This is a genomic window from Flectobacillus sp. (assembly GCF_049240685.1).
GTDB lineage: Bacteria > Bacteroidota > Bacteroidia > Cytophagales > Spirosomataceae > Flectobacillus.
This window is the reverse complement of the sequence record NZ_JBMLSD010000485.1, coordinates 3593-27846: the sequence shown is the minus strand read 5'-3', so window position 1 is coordinate 27846 and position 24254 is coordinate 3593. Positions and strand designations below refer to the sequence as shown.

Below are 24254 nucleotides of genomic sequence, written 5' to 3'. Positions count from 1 at the left end.
TCCTTTTTCGACCGCTCTTTTGATTTTGTAATACTTGATTAATCAGCTTAAGACGCAAAACATTGCGTCTCTACTGGTAAAATATAAATTTTTAAAATAATCACTCAACCATCAATGATTAAACGTCAGGATGCTTCCTAATACTATTTATCAGCTACTAAAATCATCAGTTTTACCTTCCTTTTTCCATCGGTTAGAGTTAAACCAATCTTTTCTAACTCCTCCATACAAGCCATTGGTTTTTCGGGATACCAAGGAAAAGACAAATTGTATTTTTTAGTTATTCCTGTTTCATCAATAATTGGTTTACTGAGGTTCTCCTCTAAAAAAGATGCTAGATTTTCCAGTCTTCCACTTTTCATCTCAAGTCCATTTGCGGATGTAGAAACGGAAGGTTTATCATCAATCTTGGCTTCTTCCATTTTGACTGCATCACTTATTTTTGTCAAAACTTTTACATCAATTTCTCTTTCTTCAAACTTCACCTTCACGGGAGCGATACCGCTCAAATACCCTAGAATGGCGCTTGAAGCTTGTTCTTTAGTGAATTTAGGTGCATATATTTCCAAACCAATTGCTTGGTCAGGCGCACCCCATCCACGGTAATATGATTTTGGATTTTCCCATCTCGTCCTCGTTCTGTTGGGATAATTATACAATATCTCATAGATGGTTGAGTATCCCATATTGATAAAAGTGAGCCTTCCATTTTTAAAAGATTTATACACGCTATAGGCATTCTTATCAAATGGTTTTTGTACAATTTGAACATCGTCTTCTCCTTGGGCTGAGCCTATTAGATTTTCTATCTCAGTCTCCATTCCATCTGAGTATTGGGCAGTTACTTTTTTTCCTGCAATAAGTTCTTTGATATGTTTTTCTGTCACCAATCCTGCGGTGGTAATACTTTGTACCATTCCACTCTTATCAATAAAGATGGTATGTGGCACAGCCTCATGAGGGAAATACTTCACATATTGTTGGTCGTTAGTGTCCAAAACTACAGGCAGTGCCAGTTTTCTATTTTGGAGGAATTTGATAATTCTTGCTTTTTTGTCTTGAGCAATGGTAATAATTTTCAAGTCCTTCTGATAATCCTTTTGCCACTTTTCTAATTTCGGAAAAGATTCGATGCAAGGTCTACAACTAGTTGACCAAAAGTCAATAATGACAGCTTTCCCCTTAAAATCAGAAAGCTTATAGCTCATCTTTGAGTCGTTGAGCACCTCTTTAAATACAATTTCAGGAGCAGGTTTGCCAATGAGTTTAGAGGACTGAGCATTTGAAAAAAGTGGAAATAGCGCCATAAAGGCAATTAGTGTAATTTTTGTGTAGGTCATTGAATTGTGTAGTTTGTTTTTTGAAAATACTTATCAAGTAAATGGTAAAAGTCATATTCGTTAACGAAGAAGATTGTCAAAAATTACACTCACTTACTTTTATAAAAATAAAAATCGGAGCTTCTTTAATAAAATATTCTGCTAAAAAAACTCCGATTATGCGTTAAATTACTTACCTATGACATTTCGCCTGCCAGCGGTTTCTTCAAAATGGTCTTTATTTCGTCTAATTTATCGGTCTTTCCTAATGCATACATCATCTTAGTTACCGCAGCTTCTGTAGTTAAGTCAGCACCGCTAACTACACCAACTTCCTGTAGGAAATGACTTGTTTCGTATCGTCCTTGAATCACTCGTCCGCCATTGCATTGTGACACATTATAAATGACGATTCCTTTGTCGATACTTTGCTGAATCAAATCCAAAAACCATTGTTCGGTTGGAGCATTTCCAGAACCATACGTTTCCATAATGACACCACGCAAACCTTCAATTCCAAGAATACTTTTAACGACTTTTTCGGAAATCCCTGGAAAAAGCTTCAAAATCACTACATTCTCGTCTAATTGGGTATTTACTTTCAATTGGACATTTTGCTTGTAATGACCAATAAAGGGATAATTATATTCTATTCTCACACCTGCTTCGGCGAGTGGAGGATAATTCTCAGATTCAAAGGCATTGAACTGAACACTCTCATGCTTACGTGCGCGATTTCCTCTCAATAATAGTGAGTTAAAATAAATACAAACTTCTGAAATAATAGGTCGGCCATTCTGTTTGGCTGCCGCAATTTCAAGTGCTGTAATAAAATTTTCTTTGGCATCTGTACGAGCTACACCAATGGGCAATTGTGCCCCTGTCAGAATTACAGGTTTATTGAGGTTTTCTAATAAATAACTCAAAGCTGAAGCCGTGTAGGCCATAGTATCCGTACCATGAATGATGACAAACGAATCATACTCATGGTATTTCTCACCAATGATTTCAGCCAAACGCACCCACAAAGCTGGCTTGATGTTAGAAGAATCGAGGAGTTTTTCGAAAGTAAGCACCGTGATTTCAAAATCCAAACGTGCCATTTCGGGAAGATTGTCAGGAATTTGGGCAAAATCAAAGGGTACTAGGCTATCGGAGTGGTGGTCGTAGGCCATACCCAGCGTTCCACCTGTATAAATCACCAGCACCCTCGAATTACCCGAGGATTTAGTTTTAATCTTAATTGTTTTGTACATATTTAGTTTGGGGGATGAATTGTGGCGCAAAAGTACAGAATTACACCAGCAATCAAAACGCAAACAAAGAATCAAGCGATGATTGAGGGATTTGTCAAAAAGCGAAAAAATGAGGATAGAGCAGGTTTTGAAGTATATTTTCCCGAGGTCCGTAAAATTGAATAGACTATTTTACGGTGATATTGGGAATTATAGAAGAAAAAAAAGATTTACATTTTGCTTCAATATTTTTTTGACAATTGTTGAAGTTTCAAAAAAAAGGTTCAAGTGAGAGCTTGAACCAAAATATCCTATGAATTCCGTTTAGCAGGTGAATTTAATCACCTGCTACGAAAAATATGATGCTTTATGAATGCTTAACCTAACAATGCTTTGGCATTTCGTGTAGTTTTTTCCAAAACCAATTGAACATCGCATTGATGCCAATCTGCAATCTTTTGGGCGACTAATGGCAAGTAAGAAGGCTCATTACGTTTTCCTCTGTATGGAACTGGTGCCAAATACGGCGCATCCGTTTCTAAGACTAATTTATCAATCGAAATATGCGGAATCACTTGGTCTAAACCTCCATTTTTGAAAGTTGCCACGCCGCCGATTCCTAACAAAAATCCTAATTCAACCGCTTTTTGAGCTTCTTCTAAAGTACCAGTAAAGCAATGAAAAATACCTTTCAAATTAGGGTCTGCATTCTTTTCTATCAATTCTACTGTTTCCCAAAATGCATTTCTTGAATGTATATCTATCCAAAGATTATGTTTTTTCGCCAAGGCGCATTGCTGTAAAAAAGCCTCCTGTTGTTGTTTAAAAAAGGTTTTATCCCAATACAAATCCAAACCTATTTCACCAATGGCAATGAATTTTTCTTTTGCTAAATAATCTTCGATGATTTGTATTTCTTTCTCAAAATCTTCTTTTACGTAACATGGATGTAAGCCAATCATAGGCAAACATTTATCAGGATAGGCCTTTGCCAAAGCCATCATACTGTCAATGGTTTCATGGTTACAGTTAGGCATCCAGATTTGTTCTACGCCAGCTTCAAAGGCACGCGACAACATTTGTTCCATATCCTCGTTGAATCCTTCATCGTAAATGTGTGCGTGGGTTTCTATCATACTCATTGTTGTAAATGTTAATGGTTATCTCCATTTTCAGGAGTAAATTCTTCCTTTCCAGTCTATTTTAATTGGGATTGCGTAAAAAATCACCATGGTAATTTGCCACCAATTGGCATATAATTCGTAGCTCAACAAATGTTTTATTAGATGGATTTGTTTGAGTTTTAGAATGGTTGGCAAAACCGTTATAGTTTGTCCGAGCCATTTGATTAGCCAGATTCCTAGCGCAATTTTCCAAGAAAAAACACAGGAAATCGCCACAAGAATTGGCAAAAATAGCGCTTGGCAATACAGCAAAAATACAATCCACCAAGGACATTGCAAAGCCCCTACCATCCAACGTTTTCGCTGGTGTAAAAATTCCTTTAGGTTTGTCATTGGTAAAGTTTCGGCAAAAACTTGTTGGTTAATAGAGTTTTTAAAACTATATCCTTGCTTTACCACTTCATGAAATAATGCAAAATCTTCGGTAATCGAGAAAGGGATTTTGGCATAGCCTCCTGTAGCTTCATAAGCCGCGCGAGTCATGCCTGAGTTATTCCCTAAGCCAGTCAATGGTAGGTTAATTAGTGCAGCTGTTCGCAATAAAGTAAGCGCATGTAGCCAGTCGATGGATTGATATTGGTGCCAAAGGGATTTGCCTCTAACCGCAGTTACTCCAACCTGATGACCCAACTTTGGATTGTTTTCAAACCCTGCTATCATGCCATGTATCCAATTGGGGTTTACCTTGACATCGGCATCAGTAATCAAAAAATATTTTCCTTTCGAATGCTCATATAGATTTGCCAACACATTGGCTTTACCACGCTGATTATTGATGGTATTCTGAATTGAAATGAGTTCAAAATAAGGTTTATCTTGGATATAGTCTGCAACTAATTCGGCGGTTTTATCAATAGATTGGTCGTCTCCAATGAGCACTTGCAATTGATTTTTAGGAAAATTTGTCTCATGAATTGACTCAAGACATTCAATAATATTTCCTTCTTCGTTTCGAGCCGCAATCCAAATGGTCACCAAAGGATTTTTATCAGTATTTAACACATTTTTATATATTTTAAAATACGCAATTATCTTTAAATCAAAACTTTATGCCAAACTTCTAAATTCATATCCTTTTTCCTTAAAATGCGCTAAATATCTTGGTAAGGCATAAGTCATATTTTTATTGGCTTTTATACTGTCATGAAAAACTACTATTGAACCAGAATCTGTGTACTTAATACTTTTCTGCAAAACGGTTTCAGGACTAAGATTTTGGGAAAAATCTCCTGTCAGCACATCCCACATGATGATTTCATGAGTAGCAGAAATTTGGGCTGCTTGTGACTTTTTGATTCTACCATGCGGCGGTCTGAACTTTGGTTTTTGTCCTCTGATTGCTCCTTGGTGTTGATTAATCCAAGTTTCACATTTTATAAAATTCTCATGATACAGTTCATTTTCTGTTTTCCATCCTCTCAAATGATTAAAGGTATGATTCCCAATCAGATGCCCTTCTGCAATCACCTTATCCATAATTGTTGGATGTTTATAAATATTGTCACCAATGCAAAAAAAGCTGGCTTTTGCCTCAAACTGCTTTAAATTATCCAACACAAATTCGGTTACTTCTGGTATAGGACCATCATCAAAAGTCAAATAAATCACCTTGCTTTCTCCAAGATTAGACTTAGGAATTCGCCAAGTCATTTCTGGATAAATTGCACGAAACAGAAAGTTGCTTTTATGTAAAAACATGTGACAATTAGGTTAGTGATGAATTATGTTTTGTGAATTGTGAATGTATTTTTTTATTATCACTATTTTTTATTCACAATTGGTTAAATCTTGTTTTGCACGATTACTTAATTCTTAAACAAAAAAGATAAAATCTTTTAACTATCTTCAAATCAACAAATTCTCAAATCTTCAAATTAAAAGTGTTTTCTTCCTTTCCAAACATATCCTTTTTTCAAGGCAGAAATCCCAAAATAAACTACATACAATGGATACAAAAACTGGACTAATGGAATATATTTAATGTAGGAAACTTTCTTGAAAAAAGATAAAACTGGTGCCAAAAAAAAGTATTCTGGTAAACAACGAACCAGCCAAAGTACCATAAATTGAGTGGGAGTCATATCCTCTCTTAACAAAAAAATGGGACTCAGAAGCATACCCAAATTCAGGGTAAAGATAGCTATTGCCAGAGTAGTAACTTTCCAATCTTTGTAATGATTCCATTTGCTTGCCCAGCGTTTGCGCTGTTGTACAAAAGAATGTAGATTTTCTTGAGCTTGGGTGAAAACGATATTGGGTTGATAATGAGCAAAAATAAGTTGGTTTGGATACTTTTCTGAAATTTTGTGCATCAAAAACTCATCATCACCAGAAGCTATATGTTCGTTTCCTTCGAATCCGTTTACTTCTTCAAAAACAGCTTTTGGATAGGCAATATTCGCACCATTACACATATTTGGTTTACGAATCATCATGGCGCAAGCGCCAGAGCCAACCAAACTTGCAAACTCAATACTTTGCAAAATTGTCCATAATCGACCATTCGGGATAAACGTCACACCACCGCTAATAAGCTTGGCATTTTTACCTTTATACAATTGTTGCATGCCCAAAAGCCAAAATTCTCCTACGCGACAATCGGCATCTGTACAAACGATGAGTTCTCCATTTGCTTGCTGAACTCCCAATTTTATGGCATTCTTTTTTCCTTTGAGGTCAAAGTTTTCCAAATGAAGGATACGAACAGGGAAATCAAAGGTAGCTTGTAAATTTTCTATCTGAAAAACCGTATCATCCGTGGAATGGTCGTTGATAATTATTACCTCCCATAGCGTTTTTGGATAACGTTGTTTTGACAAATCTCGAAGAAGGTACGGAAGATTCATGCCCTCATTCCGAGCAGATATGAGTACCGAAATGGTAGTATCTTTGGGCACTTTTCGTATAAATCGTTTGCCAAAAGTTACTTTTTTGAGCCAAATTGTGGCTAATGAAAATGTGAAAAGGGCATAAATTGCCACTAGAAAAAGTAGTATTTTAAATAGCATTTTTTCGAGTAAAAAGTATCCAAATACTGCCAATCAGTACAGGAATGGCAATATTTATGAGCCATAAACTAAAGGTTGCTGTTATGACTTGATTGATATCGACCTCATAATGTCGCATAAAATAAATTGCAGAAAGCTCTCTAATGCCCAAATCACTCACGAAATTTAGGGCTGGAATAATGGTTTTTGCCAAGAAGATACTATTTATCACCGCCAAGGTATCGCTAAATGGTAATTGGACATCTGCCCAATAGAACAACAAAGCAAACTGCAAGATAAAAACAAAATGACGTATCATGCCAATTCCTATTAATCGAAACCATTGTTTTTTTGATAGCGAAAGTATGGCAAGCAATACCTGTTGCCATCTTTGGTTTTGCTTCAAAATTGTCTTCGACAAATTTGACCAAAGTATGATGCTTACTAAAGCAATGATAGGAATTCCAAACAAAAGGTAGATTTCTAGGGTATTGGAAAGGTTAAATTTTTGTGCCATAAAAAGTAGACTGCCATATCCAAAACTTAAGGTAATCACCGTTTGAATAATTCCACTCAACACGCCCGCACCTATACCCTCTGTTTTCTTTTGAAGATAAATGATGCGTCCCGCCACGTCGCCTGTACCAGCTGGGAGTAACATACCTAGTGCCAGACCCGAGAGCACAGCCTTGATAGCCTGAACTCCTGAGATAGGTTCGATTTCCTGTAAGAGCGTTTTCCATTTCCACGCTTCCAAAATCCAATTGAGTGACATCAGACCTACTAAGACCAACCAAAAATAAGAGGGCGTTTTCTTCCAAGTACTCAAAAACGTAGTCGTAAGTCCTTCTATTCCTTGCTCTTGGTGTTTTATAGTACGAAAAAGCATATACATAACCAGTCCAAACAGAAAGAACCGAACTATAAAAATGATTTTTTGACCAAAATATTTACTCAAAGTTTCCTTCAAATTCTATAAATTTTATTGATTACCTTTGTGAATAATCAATTTTGGAACAAAGTTACACTTTACATGGCAGAGTCTGTTGAGAAAATCATTTTAGGAGTTGACCCAGGTACAAGATTTATGGGTTATGGTGTGATATTGGTGCAACGTGGAAATATCTCAGTCTTGCAATACGGTGTAATCAATGTGAGCAAATATGCGACTCAAGAGCTGAAGCTGAAAAAAATCTACGAGAGAATTATCGGAATTATAGAAGAGTTTTCGCCCGATGAAATGGCCATTGAGGCGCCCTTTTTCGGTAAAAACGTACAATCTATGCTCAAGCTTGGGCGTGCACAAGGCGTTGTGATGGCGGCAGCACTTTCCAGACAAATTCCAATTGTTGAATATTCTCCCAAAACCGTTAAGCAGTCTGTCACAGGGAATGGGAACGCCTCCAAAGAGCAAGTAGCAAGTATGCTCGACCATTTGTTAAAAATGAAATTAGAGCCCGAAATGTTCGATGCAACCGATGCTTTGGGTATTGCAGTATGCCATCATTTTCATGGAAATAATATCATGTCAACTAATAAGGGTACGAAAAAAGGCTGGGCTGCCTTTATCAATGAAAATCCAAATAGGATTAAATAAGGTATGCAGCAGGCTTTAGGCAATAAGCCGTAAGCATTAAGATTAATGCCTTTTACGGGTAAAATTTATTTAATCTTTTAGCTTTCGGCTCTGGGCATTCGGCAAAATATATCTACCGTTACTAAAAAACATTTTAACACTCTTTGCCTTGTGCCTGTTGCCTTGCCCCTATGATAATAATTCTGCACGATTACTCAAGTAATATTACTTTCTGATAAACTCTATCGCCTCGGAGTATTTTTTATCGGCATAAAGTAATATTTGTTCTTTTTTGCTCCCATTCTCAAACGAAATTGCGGTGGTGTTGGCACCCTCAGTTCCGGTATTGACCGAATAAACCGTTAGTATATTTTGTCCTACTGGGCTCAATGGCAGCTCAAGAACTTTGGGCTTCTTCGTCAAAGTATAGTTTTCAATTAGGTATTTTCCATTCCAGCATACTGACACAATGTCTCCATCCTCATTTTCATGGTCATAAAGCGATAGAAAAATTGAGCTTAAGGTCGTCTCAAAACGCTTTTTTATCACCACTTTACGCTGTATTTCGCAAAGAGATTTTTGAATAGGTTTTCGTGCTTTTTGGAGTTGAAGTACAGGTAATTCATAGCTCATCTGAAGCGAAATCATCCCTGTGTTTTCTCGTAAAGTTTGACCAGAAATGGGTTGGTTTTGGGAATATCCAACAAATTTTGTTTCCAAAATTGTTTGAAACGGAATCCCAAATCGTATCCCAAAATTTAAGGCTCGACCATCATCTGCAGGTCGCCAATAGGTTTTACCTATTTCTACAAAAAACAAATAGCTATTAGGTTTTGTAATAGTATTTTGCAAGGTAAAACCCTTGCCAGCATAAATCCATGAATCTGAATCGAGCATAGACTTAGACTGATAGTTCATCGACTGAACGCCGAGTTCGAGGTAATTCCGTAATTCGCCAAACCCTCTTCTACCTTTAGATTTGGAAGAGTACATAACACTTCCCCAAAAACCTGTATTGCTAATAGTGTTGACCCACGCACTGGCTTCTTTGCCTCTGATAAAAAACTTAATATCATCGTCGAGTGCATAGCTATGTGGCGACTTGGTATAATGTGCACCTACTTCAAATCTAAAAAGGCGATTGTTCCTAAATAATTTTTGATAATTGAGACCCATACCAAAAGTACCAACTAAACCAAATGCTTCTGTTCCTCCTTCTTTATTGACTGTAAAATTGAGTGGGAGCGGGAAAAACGGTTTTGGTATATATCCGAGAGCACTTGAGGTAAAACCATCAGACACTGGAATACTTTGTGGTAGACCAACGGCAACCAAGCTCGCCATGGGTCTGATGCCCAATTGGGCACTTCCTTGCTTTCGACTCAATTGGGCAAATGATTGATTTGAAAAGTAAAGTAGAAAAGAAGTAGTCCAAAAAAGTAGGTATCTCATGGCTCAATAGGTTTTTGAATTTTCCCAATTTAAGGAATAAAAGCCGTAAAATAAAAATGGTCAACCTTTGGGCTGACCATCTTCAAACTATAAAATCTGTTCCCAAGCATCCTCGACGGTTTGTACAGGTCGGCGGCATGCTTTGTTAAAACAAACATAAATATTGGTTTGTCCATCAAAAGCAGTTCGGTGTTCGAGCAGAGGAAGCTCACTTTTATCTTTTGTAGCAGACATAACTTTATTCGGAAAATATCTTTGTTCTATTTTGGCGCTAAACTCCAAATAATCTTTTCCAACAATAGCGATTTCGACGGTTGGGGTCACTAGCTGTGATGCTAAACAAGCCCAATTGGTCAAATAATCAGCATTTTTGCTTAGCATTTCCTTCATTTTACCAACCATCAATTTGGATAAATCAACAAAGTCCTCTCTGTCGAGAATTAAACCGAGCGTGTAAAGGTTTCTTGCCATCATGGAGTTTGAGCTCGGGACAACGTTATCAAAAATTTCTTTTTTACGCACAATCAGAGCCTCGGCATTTTTGTCAGTAAAGAAAAACAATTCGTCTTCCTCATCCCAAAAATTGAGATACGCATAAAGAGAAAGTTTTTCGGCTAGGTGCAACCATTTTTCCTCAAAACAAACCTGATAAAGACTTGTAAATGCATCAATAACAGCAGCATAATCTTCTAAAAATCCTTGAATTTTCGCTTCTCCATTTTTATAGGAATGCCACAGCTGGTTATCGTTCAACAAGTAGTTTTCGATAAAACTAGCATTTTTGAGCGCCAAATCTAAGAATTTTTCCTCGCCAAAAACTTTGTAGGCATCCACCAAACCTTTGAGCGTCAAACCATTCCACGAACACAACATTTTGTCATCGAGTCCAGGCTTTATCCGTTGATTTCGATGTGACATCAAGAGGGCTATTTCTTCTGCAAAATCAGAATTTAAAAAAGTATGATTTTTCCAAAGAATATTAACCCCATGCTCCCAGTTGCCTTCCATACTCACCTGATAAGCACGGCAAAACTTATCTGCCTTTTCCCCTAAAATCTCGTGTATTTCTGCATGAGTCCATACATAATATTTTCCTTCAACTCCCTCTGAATCTGCATCTTGTGCCGAATAGAAACCACCCTCAGAACTCAGCATTTCGCGTTCTAACCAATCTATTGTTTCAAATACAACCTGCTGAAAAAGAGGTAGTTCTGTTAATGAATACGCCTCTGAGTATAAACTTAACAGCTGACCATTATCATAAAGCATTTTTTCGAAGTGAGGACAAAACCACTCACCATCCACCGAATAGCGAGCAAAACCTCCACCAAGTTGGTCGTAAATACCACCTTTTGCGATTTTACTCAAGGTCAAACGTAGATGCGCCAAGGCTTCTTCTTTCTTCTCACCCTCAGCCTGAATATATCTTAAAAGAAATAACCAAACCGAAGGCATTGGGAACTTTGGAGCACGTTCAAAACCACCCCATTGAGGGTCGAAAGTACCCGAAAGCTTGTGGTACATAGCTTCCATGTCGTCCATGTTGTAGCTCAGTTCATCGGCTTGTAGTCCGTATTTTACAGATTCCAAAAAAGTCATATTCTCGGTAAATCCTTCTGCGGACTTTTGCAAATCAGGCAAATGATTTTGGAATCCTTCACTAACGGCAAAAAGTAGTTTTTTCCAATTTTGGGCAGGGAAATAGGTACCGCCATAGAAAGGCTTTCCATCGGGCATCAAAAATACATTTAGGGGCCATCCGCCCTGAATACCCATGGCCTGAACGGCATCCATATAGATTGCATCTACGTCAGGACGCTCTTCACGGTCTACTTTGATGTTTACAAAATGTTGGTTCATGATGGTGGCCAATTCTTCATTTTCAAAACTTTCTCGTTCCATCACATGACACCAATGACAGGCCGAATAGCCAATACTTACCAAAATGGGCTTATTCTCCTCTTTTGCCTTGTCCAATGCTTCCTTGCCCCACGGAAACCAGTCCACTGGATTGTGGGCGTGTTGCAACAAGTAAGGAGATGTTTCTTTTGCTAATCTATTCATATTGTTTTATATAAAAATGGTTGTCTTCTATGCGGATATTAGTGGGTAAAATTTGAGTTGATAAACCAGATAAGTAAGTAAAGAGACGTTATTAGTTTACAGTATATCTGAGGGACATAAACCTTTGATTATAAATGTCTTCGGGTAACCAATATTCTGTTAAGTTTTAACGTATTCCTCCTTAATTACTTGTCAAAAATACCTTTTGTTCCATCCAATGCCCTTGATTGTTTACTCTTATGATATACATGCCTGTAGGTAGTACAGGATTGAGAATTCGTCTATTTGGGACAAAGCTCTCGTTGCTCAAATCGTCCCAATTAGCCTCGTATCTTAAGTTTCCTACTAAATCATATAATTGAACATTTCCTTTCACCGAGCCCGAGCCTTGGTACTCAAGCGTAAGCGGACCAGTGCTCGGATTAGGAAAAACTAGTATTTTATCACTGAACCTTTCCAACGCAAAAGCCTGCAAAAAGGTTTCTTTTCCTTTTAATGCAATATTTTTGGTCCACGAACCAATACGGATAGAGAGATTAGTGATATCGTTATCGCCTGCAAACTCATTAATTGCTGCTATCAATACACTATCACCTTTTATCACTGCTCGCCAAATCGGATCATAGTCTGCAAAATGCTGATGGGCAGTTTTAGGAATATAAAGTGAGTAATCTCCCGTAAAAAAGTTTTTGTATTGAGCAAGTCGATAAAGACCATTGATAAAATATTCGTATTTGGTCAAGTTCATGGTATCTTGGTTGGCAAGAGGACCCTCCCACAAAAAAATCCCTTTGGCACCCGAAAAATAGGGCATGATTGCCTGCGCCTCTATCAGATGTTTCGGAATAGATTGATTAAAAGCATAATTGGAGTTCTGGCATCGGTTGTATCCTAGCCATTCAAAAAGGATTATATCTTTATTACTTCGCGCGCGATTTGCCTCTACTTGAAACAACTGGTAGGCCACATTACTATAATTCGGGAAATTTCGATACTCATAACACAAATAGGCAGAAGGCGTCAAATGTGTATTTTGTGCATAAAAAGGCCCACCGACAGTATTGGTAAGGCTATCTTTCATATAATAGCTGAGAGGAGTAGGGTCGTTCAAAATCGTTTTCCAGCTATAACCTATCGGAAACTCTTGGTTTTTGATAGGAGCATCACTGTATGAAGCAATTTTGGTTGTCCTTGGAAATCCTTTATCCCAGAGATAATTCATCGGCTGGGCATAAAGATTCATTATATCTCGTTTGTATCTTTCCAAAAAAACTGAGTCAGGTAGATTTTTGTAGGTCTGAGCAATACTGGGTGACTGTTTCAAACTTAAAATACTCAAATCGCTAGGTCGTTCTCGTTCGATATCCAGAACCATAAAATCATATTGCGGAAAATCTAATCCTCGGGTGTTGTTAAACTCATTGGCTATCGAGCTCATAAAACCACTCCAGTAGTTTTGATATTCTCTCAAATTATTTCCCCATGGACTTTCGATGTCGTACCATGGTTGGCCAGCTACACTTGCTACTCCATACCACAACAAAGCCCTCTGCTTGACTGGCAAGTCTGCGTCGTTCTCATTATAACGAGACAAATGGCTGAAACCGTGTTTGAGAGGTTCTTGGATATCATTCTTGAGTCTTGGCCCGTTATAAACATTCAAAAATGGTAGCGTGAATTCAGGGAATTGTTGCCAATTGATAGTGCCTTTTTCGATAGAAGGTACAAAAACAAAACTTGACTGCCCTAACGAGGAGCTAAACTGTAGCAACATGCCGAAACCCACAAGCAAAATAGTATGAAGATATTTTAACCACAGTCTTAACATGAAAATCTAAGAGTTTGTATTGAACTTTTCTAATATTTAGAATAAAACAATATTTCAAATAGAGTATTGTTTTTCAAAGAAAACACTGAAATAATTCATATTGCTAGTATTTGAATTTTCTTTTTTCAAAAATAACAATGAAACTAGCTTTATTCGCTAAAAACAGTCAATATGAAGGAATCGTCGTTCTTTTTTTGTTATTTTGTAAAAAATTTAAGGATAAAAACCTTACCCAAATGAAAAAACAACTTTCTCTGGTACTCGAACCAGAAATTGCATTTGACCAAGATAACTTCGTTAACAAGGTAAAAAATATTCTTCATATCCCTTCGCAAGAAGAAGCGCATATCAGAGCTATCAAACGCTCGATTGATGCACGCGGAAGACAAATTAAAGTCAATGTAGAAGTGGAGGCTTTTATCAATGAAGCACCAAGTGCGATGATTGAGTTTCAAAATAACTACGCCGATGTATCCAATGCCCCACAAGCAATTATCGTAGGGGCCGGTCCGGCTGGAATGTTTGCCGCATTGCGATTGATTGAATTAGGAATAAAACCTATTTTAATTGAACGTGGCAAAGACGTCAGAACTCGTCGGCGCGACTTGGCTGCCATCAACAAAGAACACTTTGTAAATCCCGAATCGAATTATTGCTTTGGAGAAGGTGGTGCAGGTACTTATTCGGATGGTAAACTTTATACTAGAAGCAAAAAACGTGGAGATATTCGTCGAATATTAGAAATTTTTGTGGCACATGGCGCAACCGAAGAAATATTGGTAGATGCACATCCACATATTGGTACCAACAAGCTCCCTAAAATTGTAGCCGAGCTTCGTGAAAGTATCTTGTCGGCGGGTGGTGAAGTGCATTTTGAAACAAAAGTTACGGATTTTATTTTAGAGCAAAATACCCTCAAAGGTGTAGTGTTGGGCGATGGGCGCGAAATAACGGGCATTGGCGTAATATTGGCCACTGGACATTCGGCAAGAGATATCTTTGAGTTATGCTTAAAAAGAAACGTTTATATCGAAGCCAAACCTTTTGCCATGGGCGTTCGAATCGAGCATCCCCAAAGTTTGATTGATTCATTACAATATCACCGCAAGGAGAGAGGCCCCTATTTACCAGCTGCCTCTTATAGCTTGGTCGCACAAACTTTTTATAAAGGAGTACAAAGAGGCGTTTTTTCATTCTGTATGTGCCCAGGAGGGTTTATCGTACCAGCAGCAACAGCACCAGGCGAATTAGTAGTCAATGGAATGTCGCCTTCTCGAAGAGACTCCAAGTTTGCCAACTCAGGAATGGTAGTGGCTGTAAATGATATCGATTTGGAACCCTACAAAGAATTTGGGCCATTGGCAGGTTTGCAACTCCAAAAAGAACAAGAACAACGCGCCTGTAAAATGATGAATGGAACGCAAGTAGCGCCTGCCCAATTGGTGGGAGATTTTTTACAACAAAAAATATCTAAAGACTTGCTCGAAACTTCCTATCAGCCCGGACTAAAAAGCTCAGATATGTTGGAGGTACTGTTCCCTCATATTGGTAAACCTTTACAGGATGGCATAAAGCAATTTGGACAAAAAATGAAAGGCTACGGGTCTAATTTGGGACAAATTATTGGGATTGAAAGCCGTACCTCATCTCCAGTAAGAATCCCACGTGACAAAGAAAGCTTGGAGCATGTTCAGGTAAAAAGACTTTACCCTTGTGGCGAAGGTGCAGGGTATGCAGGCGGCATTATGTCGGCAGCGATGGACGGCGAACGATGTGCAGAACAGCTTGTGGCAAAGTACGCACCCCATGCACATTACACGCTTTAGCTTATGGGTCTTTGGCAGTTCCAAAAAACTTAGTTGATTTTATTGAACGGTCAAAGACTCCACTAAACAATTGATTTTCAGGATAAGCCCAAACAAATCAATCTTCCCAAACGTTATTCTATGCTGAAACCATTCGATGTAAATGAGATAGCATATTTTTGAAGTTTGTAAATCTGACCTTTTCATACTAATTTATCACAATTTTACACAGACTGATTATTACTAAGTAATTGATTTTGCCACCAAGCTGAACTATGACAGACTTTAATTTTTTCATCGACAATTTGAGAGCGCGGTTCCAGCATCCTATGCCGGGTGAAATCGCTCATGCCCGAATGGCCTCAAGTTCAAGATTAAAATTTAAGTCTGTACCAAACGACAAAACTCGACAAAGTGCGGTTCTAATTTTGTTCTACCCCAACGAAGGCAAGATACATCTTCCATTGATTCTAAGACCGGCCTATGATGGTGTGCATGGAGGCCAAATGGCATTCCCAGGAGGTAGGAAAGAGAAAGAGGACGAAAACCTCATCAGAACAGCCATGCGCGAAGCCCAAGAAGAAATAGGGATTAGGTTGACTGATGTGAAAATTATCGGTGAAATTTCGAAGCTGTATATTCCTCCTTCAAACTTTTATGTGCAGCCTGTAGTCGGATATATGGACAAAAAACCTGATTTTTACCCTGATCCTAGAGAGGTAGATTATGTTGTGGAAGTGTCGCTCGACGAATTGCTTGATCCAAAAATTATTGGAAAAAAAATTCTGAATGTGCGAGGAACCGAGGTCGAAGCTTCCTATTTCGATATTCAAGGTCATACGGTTTGGGGTGCCACAGCAATGATGATTGCCGAAGTAATAGAGTTGATTCAATCTGTGTAAATCTAACTATTAGATTAATCTCACTATCATCCAATGGAATCTTTAAAAACGAGGTACCTAAGTTCAATTGCGCTATTTTCCGTATTTCTACTTGTTATTCAGCAATTTTGTTATAATTTCTTTTTTGCTGATGATTATCACTTGCTCAGATATGTAACGGATTCTCAAAATGCCACAACTTTTAAGAGTCAGGTTCATCTATTATTTGATTTACACAATGAACATAGGATAATCTTTCCTAGATTGTTTACCTTACTCATTTATAAATTTCTTGGATTTATTGATTGGAAAATTTATAACCTAGTTTCATTAGGATATTATCTCGGGATATGTCTTATTTTTCAGAGTTTCTTTGAAAAAGCAAAATTAAAATATTGGTATTTCTTACCAGTTCCACTCTTATTATTCCAGCCAATTGCTCATGAAAATATCTATTGGACAATTTCTATTTTACAACAAGTAGGAAATTTATTTTGGGCAATGCTCTTGTTTAAGTTAATCGTGAGTTCGTCCAAATCGTCTTTTTATTGGGCCTTTGTGGTTGGGTTGGTACTCACTTTTACACATGGAAATGGACTTTTTGGTTTGCTAATAGCGGCCACTGTGTTGGCTATCATGAGAAGATGGCGTCAATTGGTCTTATGGCTAATTTTTGCTGTTTTGCTGTTTGGTATATATTTCTACCAATATAAAAACGGTCAAAATTCGAATCTATCCGAAAGCCTGAAACACCCGGATATGTTGCTTCGTTGCGTATTAACCTTTTGGGGAAGTATTGCATGGCAAATCACAAACAGATATGTTATTACCAATATAGCGGCAGCTTTTCTTGGTTTGATCATCGTTGTATCCCTAGCAATTATTTTGGGTAAATATTTATTCAAAAAAGTATTTAAGCCACTTCAAGCGGATGACTCAAATTTATTCTTGGTAGCTTGCTTTGGTTATTTACTGATAACTTCTCTGTTGGTGGGGCTTAGTAGGGGATGGATTGGCGCTTCTGCGGGGTTAGACAATCGCTATGCTCATAATTCGCTTTGGGCACTTTGCTTGTTATACATAACGCTGCTATTTTTCATCAATCAAAAATATGCTAGGTATATTTCGATGCTAAGTTTAGCATTGGCTTCTTTTATCAATGTTTTTGGTTGGTACGCTGCTACCCTCAAATTACAATCACAATTTGATAATCAGCAAGCAGAGTCTTTCAACTACCGAAATCATGGATTTATCTTGAAGGAATCTCCTGTGTTTAACCACAATATTTCGGAGACCCTTGCTCTATCATTTAAAGAGGGCATAAGCGCCTATACCAACCTCGACCTCGATGTGCTTACTCGTTTGCCAAATCCAAGGGTGGAGATGATGACAGATTCTACTTACCAACTTGGCATAAGAGCCACTACAACAATTGTACAGGATGCGCACCATCCAGCTACTTTACAATCCTATGCGATAGAGGCTGCCAATATTTCTTACAAACCCAATACATTTTTGATATTGTATACAGGTTCAAAAAACTACTTAATTCCGGTAGAATTCAAGCATTCGGCAAAGGTAGATTTGCTAACAAAAGGAAAATATTACGGCGACGGCTTTTACTCAACTTTTGTTACCAGCAATTTACCCAAAGGAAAATATCAATATGGAATTGTTCAAAAAAATGACAAAATTTACAAAGTAAGGCTTTTTGAACAATTTTTGGAGATTTAATTTTCACAATACCAGCAAATTACTTGTTTTTTTATTCGTTGTCGAAATTTTGAACTGGAGTATAGATTTTTTTTACCCATATTTTTTTTGTAAATTGGGATTTTGTAAAAAAACAACAAACGTATGCTCAAGACAATACCCGTCATATTTTGAGAGAATCTCTTAGAATCTTGAGTTTACTTTAAAATATTGATTATACGCTGCAATGGAACACACAGATCAGACAGAAAATTTCGACGAAAACAAAAACACCAAAGACGGAGAAGCATTACATGAGCAAGTGGCTGTGGCTGGTTTGTACGAAAACTGGTTTCTGGAATACGCATCGTATGTAATTCTGGAGCGCGCAGTGCCAGCAGTAGAGGATGGTTTGAAGCCTGTGCAACGCCGAATCCTGCATGCGTTGAATGAGATGGATGACGGTCGCTTTAATAAGGTGGCCAATGTGATAGGTCAGACGATGCAATATCACCCACACGGGGACGCTTCAATCAACGAAGCCTTGGTCAATATGGGGCAAAAAGACCTTTTGTTCGACTGTCAGGGGAACTGGGGGGATATTCGTACAGGCGACAGTGCCGCTGCTGCCCGTTATATCGAGGTTCGTTTATCCAAATTCGCCCAAGATGTTGTTTTTAATCCACAAACCACAGAATGGCAACTTTCGTATGACGGTCGAAAAAAGGAACCAATTACCTTACCCGTAAAGTTTCCTCTTTTGTTGGCTCAGGGCGTCGAGGGTATTGCGGTAGGCTTAGCCACCAAAATCATGCCTCACAATTTTATTGAATTGATTGAGGCCTCGATTGATATACTTAAAAATAAAAATGTAGAGATATATCCAGATTTCTTAACAGGAGGATTAATCGACGTTTCTAATTACAATGATGGTATGCGCGGAGGAAAAATTCGTGTGCGTGCCAAAATTGAAGAACTTGATAAAAAAACGCTGGTAATCAAAGAAATACCGTTCTCAAATACAACTACAAGCTTAATCGAATCTATTATCAAAGCTAATGATGCAGGCAAGATTAAGATTAAGAAAGTTATTGATAATACTGCCAAAGATGTCGAAATCCAAGTGCAATTAGCACCTGGTACATCACCTGATGTAACAATCGATGCGCTGTATGCTTTTACAGATTGTGAGGTGTCTATTTCACCAAATGCCTGCGTGATTATAGGTGATAAACCGCATTTTGTGGGAGTTAGTGAGATATTGAAGGTATGTACACAGCAAACTTTACAATTGTTGGAGCAAGAACTTGAGATACGTAAAGGTGAGTTGCTCGAACGGTTGTTGTTTAGTTCTTTGGAAAAAATCTTTATCGAGAACAAGATTTACCGTGATATTGAAAATTGTGAAACATTTGAGGAGGTAGTTTCTACGGTAGATAAAGGATTGGAGCCTTACAAACCTCAGTTTTATCGCGAAATTGTTGAGGAGGATTTATTACGCCTTTTAGAAATTCGAATTAAGCGTATTTCTAAATATGACTCATTCAAGGCAGATGAGTTGATGATTAAATTGCAAGAAGAACTTAACGAAGTTAATGACAACCTTGCCAATCTGGTAAGATATGCCATAGATTATTACAAAACTTTGTTAAAAAAATATGGTAAAGGTCGCGAGCGAAAAACCGAAATAAGGAACTTTAATACTATTACCGCTGCCGTAGTGGCAGCCGCCAACCAAAAATTATACGTGGATCGCGAGGGTGGATTTATTGGTTATGGTCTGAAGAAGGATGAGTATGTAATGGACTGTTCTGATATTGATGATATCATCGTTTTTAGAAAAGACGGCTCTTGTGTTGTGACCAAGATTCAGGATAAAGTTTTTGTTGGAAAGGATATTATTTATTGTTCCGTTTTCAAAAAGAATGACGACCGTAAGGTTTACAACCTTGTGTATTTTGATGCCAAATCGGGGACAAGCTACATCAAACGATTCAAAATCACAGCTGTTACACGTGATCGAGTTTATGATTTGACCGCAGGTAATCCAAAATCAAAAATACTCTATTTCACCGCAAACGATAATGGTGAAGCTGAAGTTATCCAAGTGAATCTAACAGCATCTTGTACTGCAAGAGTTAAGCAATTCGAATATGATTTTAAAGGTCTACTAATAAAAGGTCGAGACTCAATGGGTAACGTCCTTACCAAATATCCTGTTAGAAAAATCACGTTGAAGTCTGCTGGGGTTTCTACCTTGGGAGGGCTAGATATTTGGTATGATCCGACTATCGGCCGCCTGAATCGTGATGAGCACGGAAAATACCTTGGTAACTTTGAAGCAAAAGATCATATTTTGGTAATTTATCATGATGGACAATATGAACTTACCAACTTTGAACTAACCAATCGCTACGAACCCAAAGAGATAGCGGTATTGACGAAGTTTGTGCCAGAAAGCATTATCACGGCAGTTTATTTTGATGGTGGCAGTAAATTGTATTACGTAAAAAGATTCAAAATCGAGACAACCACCGTTGATAAGAAGTTTTTGTTTATCTCTGATGAAAAGGGCTCAAAATTACATTTTGCCTCGGTAGATTTGTATCCAAGAATCGATTTGAGCTTCAAAAAAGATGAAAAAGGAGCCTCTGTCGAGCATGAAGAAATTGCTCTGGATGAAATTGCTGAAGTGAGAGGATGGAAAGCTCTGGGTACCAAACTGACCCTGCATAAGGTTCAAGCCATAAAAGCCTTGGAACCTAAAGTTGTAGAAATCGTGTCGGAGGAAATCTCGGAAGAAACTAATACTGAAACGAGTACTGAGCCATCGCAAACCAAACTGGTTGAGCCAGAAGAAATAGAATTTCCAGAAAGTTCAGATACTGGAACAGGCGAGCAACTCGGTTTATTTTAGATAAGTATTCTATTCATAAATGTCTGATAAATCATCGTAGTACCCTACAGTACATCGAGGTTATCAGACATTTTTTTTATATATTTAAGGTAAATTTTTTTTGTAAAAGATAATTTTTGTCTTTTGACTAAAACTATTTTAATAATTTTTTATACTATTTTAATAATCCAATACAGGTTTTTTTTCGTTATAATGGTATAATTCAAGTAAATGGGCAAAACAAAATTGAAGTTTCAGTCTTTGGCTTTCAGGAATGGTATTTCGTTGATGTTCTAACATGTATTTATATCATTCTAACGCTTTTTGCCAAGTACTTTTTGATTGACAACTCAATTCTAATTTTGCACAAAAACTTACCGATAAGGTAATAAGTAGAATAAAATTTAATTTGTTGGCATTAGGCTATCGGCTATCGGCTATCGGCTATCGGCTATCGGCTAACGGCACAATCTAACAACAAACAGCAAACAGCTTACGGCTTACAGCCTACCGCTTACAGCCTACAGCCCAAAGCCAATTACTCCAGCTACCAAAACAAGATGAAAAGTACCCTAGAAATAGCAATGAGAGAGCCCCTTAATTTTACTCGCTTTGTCAAGAGAGTAATCAAAGGAGTTATTGCACTAGGTTTTATGTCAATTGTGATGGTATTGTTGTGTAATATTTGGATAGTTTTGTCTACAGAAAATAATAACTTCTACTCGATTGAAAACTTACCATCTAATGATTTTGCTTTAGTACTAGGAACCAGTAAAAATGTTCAAAGAGGAAAAGAAAATTTGTTTTTTAGATATCGCATTGAGGCCGCCGCAAGATTGTATCATGAGGGTAAGGTAAAATTTTTAATACTAAGTGGAAGTCACGATTCAATTTTTTATAATGAGCCCGCAGATATGCGTCAAGCACTACTCAAACTTGGTGTGCCTTATGATGTAATGATTTTAGATTTTGCAGGATTTAGAACTTATGATTCTATTGTGCGATGTAAAAAAGTTTTTAATCAAAACAAATTTACCATTATTTCACAGCCGACCCACAATGCAAGAGCTTTGTTTTTGGCACAACACCTTGGTATAGAGGCTATTGCCTTTGCTGCACAGGATGTTCCTGTTGGTTATAAAACCTATCTTCGAGAATATATTGCCCGCCCAAAAGCCATTTTGGATGTGTATTTTTTGGAGTATCAAAAATACAACCAATCTAATTATTGAACTATTTCCTCTATTTTCTCCTCTTAATTCCAATCATTCATTTCGTCCTTTTGGGATGAATAGGAAATGTCAATTCAGCATAATCTCTTTCAGAAAGTTAGTTATATTTACAAAAACTGAACAAAGTCCTCATTTAACCATGACGCAAAAAAGAAGAAATTTTCTGAAAAAACTTATTGGAACTGGCGCTGTTAGTGTGCTTGGTACTGAGATTGTTTTTGCTAACAATATGCCTAAAGGCTATTCACCAGTTATTCTCGATTCGTTGGAGGATAACGCACTCGAAAAGCTCCAAAAAAATAAAGAAATGTCGATTTTGAGCGATCGCCCTTGGAACGTAGAAGCACCAGCACATCTACTAGACGATGATGTTACGCCACTCGACAAAATGTTTGTACGAAATAATGGGAATCCTCCCGAAAATATTGAAGTAAAAAATTGGACACTTACCATAGAAGGTGAGTCAGCAAAAACAAAAAAGACCTTCACGATTGAACAACTCAAGAAGCAGTTTAAACATTACACTTACCAAATTCAACTAGAATGTGGGGGGAATGGCAGAAGCGGTTTTGTTCCACAAGCTTCAGGCAATCAATGGTCGGAAGGTGCAATAAATTGTGCAGAGTGGACAGGTGTTCGTTTAAAAGATGTGCTTAATTCGGTTGGAATCAAAGACGATGCCGTTTATATTGGTTATTATGGCAAAGATACTCACCTGAGTGGTGACCCCAAAAAAGTAACAATTTCGCGTGGAGTTCCAATTCAAAAAGCATTAGAAAACGAAAGCTTGTTGGCTTGGGCTGTCAATGGGCAAGAAATTCCGCTGATGCATGGATATCCATTGCGGCTTATTTTGGGAGGATGGCCAGCCTCTGTTTCAGGAAAATGGCTCGAGAAAATCGTGGTACGGAATAAGGTGCACGATGGCGAAAAAATGGATGGCACCCATTATCGTGTTCCATTATATCCTATTGAACCTGGCGGAAAAGCGCCTGATAGCGATTACAGAATTATAGAGTCGATGCCTGTCAAATCTATTATTACTTTTCCGAAAAGTGGTGCTATGATTGATGAAGGTAAGATACTAGGTTTGAGAGGACATGCCTGGGCGGGTGATTTGGAAGTTAGTCAAATGGAAATTTCGATTGATTTTGGAGCTACTTGGCAGAAAGTTTCTTTGCAAAAACCCAAAAATAGATTGGCTTGGCAGCATTGGTCAGCAGAGATAAATTTTCCAAGGAAGGGATATTATGAGGTTTGGGCCAAAGCCACTGATACCAATGGCGTATCTCAGCCTATGGTCATCCCCGCTTGGAATCCAGCAGGATATCTTAATAATTCGTGTCACAGAATCGCTATTAAAGTGGTTTAAGCTATCCGTACAATTATGAAAAAAGTTATTACATTGGCATCAGTCTTGTCACTGGTTTATCTTGCTTCTTTAGGAAAAGTCGGCTCAAGAAAAAACTTTGAGAAGGTTTCTACTATCGACTCGACCAAGGGATTAGACCCAGAAACAGGCTTGGTAATTGCAAAAGAATTGGATATGGTCAAAGCTCAGTGCACGGGCTGTCACTCGAGTAAAATGATATTACAATTTAGAGCCTCCAGAGAAGGATGGTTGGAGAGAATTCGTTGGATGCAACGAACACAAAAACTTTGGGACTTAGGTGAGGCTGAGCCTATAGTACTGGATTATTTGAGTAAATATTATGGGCCGGTTAAACATAGTCAGCGTAGACAACCACTCTCAAAAATTGATTGGTATAAGCTAAATATGGACAAAAAGTAATTTAACATTGATACTTAAGTTAATGGGCAAAATTAGATTGAAGTGTTTTAGGGAACAGGCAACAGGCAACAGGCAAAGAGGGGACAGGCAACAGGCAAAGAGGGGACAGGCAAAAGATAAAGAGAGAATAGGCAAAAGGTAAAGAGGGAACAGGCAAAAGGTAAAGAGGGAACAGGCAAAAGGTAAAGCGGGAATAGGCAATGAGGCAAAGAGGGAACAGGCAAAAGGTAAAAAGAGGACATGCAAAAGGTAAAGAGGGAACAGGCAAAGAGGGTAGAATGGTATTTTAGTAAAAATTTAACACTCATTGC

At 37.8% G+C, this 24254-nt stretch carries 18 protein-coding genes; 8 read left to right on the top strand and 10 right to left on the bottom strand.

Annotated features, from left to right (window positions below; genetic code table 11):
* Positions 1 to 143: 143 nt before the first annotated feature.
* The 7 genes from ACOVQ4_RS22435 to ACOVQ4_RS22405 form a co-directional block, all read right to left on the bottom strand.
* Positions 144 to 1340 (bottom strand): redoxin domain-containing protein, encoded by a 1197-nt coding sequence (locus ACOVQ4_RS22435; protein ID WP_421822823.1) that lies wholly within the window; start codon positions 1338 to 1340, stop codon positions 144 to 146.
* Between the two features lie 176 nt (positions 1341 to 1516).
* On the bottom strand, positions 1517 to 2575 hold the full coding sequence (locus ACOVQ4_RS22430; protein WP_421822822.1) for an asparaginase: 1059 nt from the start codon (positions 2573 to 2575) through the stop codon (positions 1517 to 1519).
* Between the two features lie 356 nt (positions 2576 to 2931).
* Complete coding sequence (locus ACOVQ4_RS22425) at positions 2932 to 3690, bottom strand: TatD family hydrolase (RefSeq protein ID WP_421822824.1); 759 nt, start codon at positions 3688 to 3690, stop codon at positions 2932 to 2934.
* 36 nt (positions 3691 to 3726) lie between these two features.
* Positions 3727 to 4740 carry a glycosyltransferase gene (locus ACOVQ4_RS22420; protein ID WP_421822821.1) on the bottom strand — a complete coding sequence of 338 codons (1014 nt, stop codon included), beginning with the start codon at positions 4738 to 4740 and terminating at the stop codon, positions 3727 to 3729.
* A 45-nt stretch (positions 4741 to 4785) separates the two neighbouring features.
* On the bottom strand, positions 4786 to 5436 hold the full coding sequence (locus tag ACOVQ4_RS22415) for a polysaccharide deacetylase family protein (protein WP_421822820.1): 651 nt from the start codon (positions 5434 to 5436) through the stop codon (positions 4786 to 4788).
* A gap of 176 nt (positions 5437 to 5612) precedes the next feature.
* A complete protein-coding gene (locus ACOVQ4_RS22410; protein WP_421822819.1) occupies positions 5613 to 6746 on the bottom strand; it encodes a glycosyltransferase in 1134 nt (377 codons plus the stop codon).
* Positions 6736 to 7614 carry a lysylphosphatidylglycerol synthase domain-containing protein gene (locus ACOVQ4_RS22405; protein ID WP_421822818.1) on the bottom strand — a complete coding sequence of 293 codons (879 nt, stop codon included), beginning with the start codon at positions 7612 to 7614 and terminating at the stop codon, positions 6736 to 6738. Before ACOVQ4_RS22405 ends, ACOVQ4_RS22410 begins: the two co-directional genes overlap by 11 nt.
* A 144-nt stretch (positions 7615 to 7758) precedes the next feature.
* On the opposite strand from ACOVQ4_RS22405, the gene ruvC reads away from it, so the two are divergent.
* Entirely contained in the window at positions 7759 to 8322 is a 564-nt protein-coding gene (gene ruvC, locus ACOVQ4_RS22400) for a crossover junction endodeoxyribonuclease RuvC (RefSeq protein ID WP_421822817.1), read from the top strand.
* 204 nt (positions 8323 to 8526) lie between these two features.
* Here ruvC and ACOVQ4_RS22395 read toward each other — a convergent pair whose 3' ends face one another.
* The 3 genes from ACOVQ4_RS22395 to ACOVQ4_RS22385 form a co-directional block, all read right to left on the bottom strand.
* Positions 8527 to 9753 carry a hypothetical protein gene (locus ACOVQ4_RS22395; protein WP_421822816.1) on the bottom strand — a complete coding sequence of 409 codons (1227 nt, stop codon included), beginning with the start codon at positions 9751 to 9753 and terminating at the stop codon, positions 8527 to 8529.
* A gap of 87 nt (positions 9754 to 9840) precedes the next feature.
* Positions 9841 to 11817: a thioredoxin domain-containing protein gene (locus tag ACOVQ4_RS22390; RefSeq protein ID WP_421822815.1), complete on the bottom strand. Its 1977-nt coding sequence runs from the start codon at positions 11815 to 11817 to the stop codon at positions 9841 to 9843.
* Between the two features lie 181 nt (positions 11818 to 11998).
* Positions 11999 to 13645: a T9SS type A sorting domain-containing protein gene (locus tag ACOVQ4_RS22385; RefSeq protein ID WP_421822814.1), complete on the bottom strand. Its 1647-nt coding sequence runs from the start codon at positions 13643 to 13645 to the stop codon at positions 11999 to 12001.
* Positions 13646 to 13881: 236 nt separating this feature from the next.
* Here ACOVQ4_RS22385 and ACOVQ4_RS22380 point away from each other — a divergent pair, with 236 nt between their 5' ends.
* From ACOVQ4_RS22380 to ACOVQ4_RS22350, 7 genes are all read left to right on the top strand, one after another.
* On the top strand, positions 13882 to 15471 hold the full coding sequence (locus ACOVQ4_RS22380) for an NAD(P)/FAD-dependent oxidoreductase (protein WP_421822813.1): 1590 nt from the start codon (positions 13882 to 13884) through the stop codon (positions 15469 to 15471).
* Between the two features lie 254 nt (positions 15472 to 15725).
* Positions 15726 to 16352 (top strand): NUDIX hydrolase, encoded by a 627-nt coding sequence (locus ACOVQ4_RS22375; protein WP_421822812.1) that lies wholly within the window; start codon positions 15726 to 15728, stop codon positions 16350 to 16352.
* Positions 16353 to 16595: 243 nt separating this feature from the next.
* Positions 16596 to 18065: a hypothetical protein gene (locus tag ACOVQ4_RS22370; RefSeq protein ID WP_421822811.1), complete on the top strand. Its 1470-nt coding sequence runs from the start codon at positions 16596 to 16598 to the stop codon at positions 18063 to 18065.
* Between the two features lie 205 nt (positions 18066 to 18270).
* The gene (locus ACOVQ4_RS22365) at positions 18271 to 20940 is read left to right on the top strand and encodes a DNA gyrase/topoisomerase IV subunit A (RefSeq protein ID WP_421822810.1); all 2670 of its coding nucleotides are present in this window, start codon (positions 18271 to 18273) and stop codon (positions 20938 to 20940) included.
* 539 nt (positions 20941 to 21479) lie between these two features.
* The gene (locus tag ACOVQ4_RS22360) at positions 21480 to 22151 is read left to right on the top strand and encodes a SanA/YdcF family protein (RefSeq protein WP_421822809.1); all 672 of its coding nucleotides are present in this window, start codon (positions 21480 to 21482) and stop codon (positions 22149 to 22151) included.
* A gap of 139 nt (positions 22152 to 22290) precedes the next feature.
* Positions 22291 to 23523: a sulfite oxidase gene (locus tag ACOVQ4_RS22355; protein ID WP_421822808.1), complete on the top strand. Its 1233-nt coding sequence runs from the start codon at positions 22291 to 22293 to the stop codon at positions 23521 to 23523.
* Positions 23524 to 23538: 15 nt separating this feature from the next.
* Positions 23539 to 23943, top strand: a complete 405-nt coding sequence (locus tag ACOVQ4_RS22350) for a hypothetical protein (protein WP_421822807.1) — start codon at positions 23539 to 23541, stop codon at positions 23941 to 23943.
* Positions 23944 to 24254: the final 311 nt, after the last annotated feature.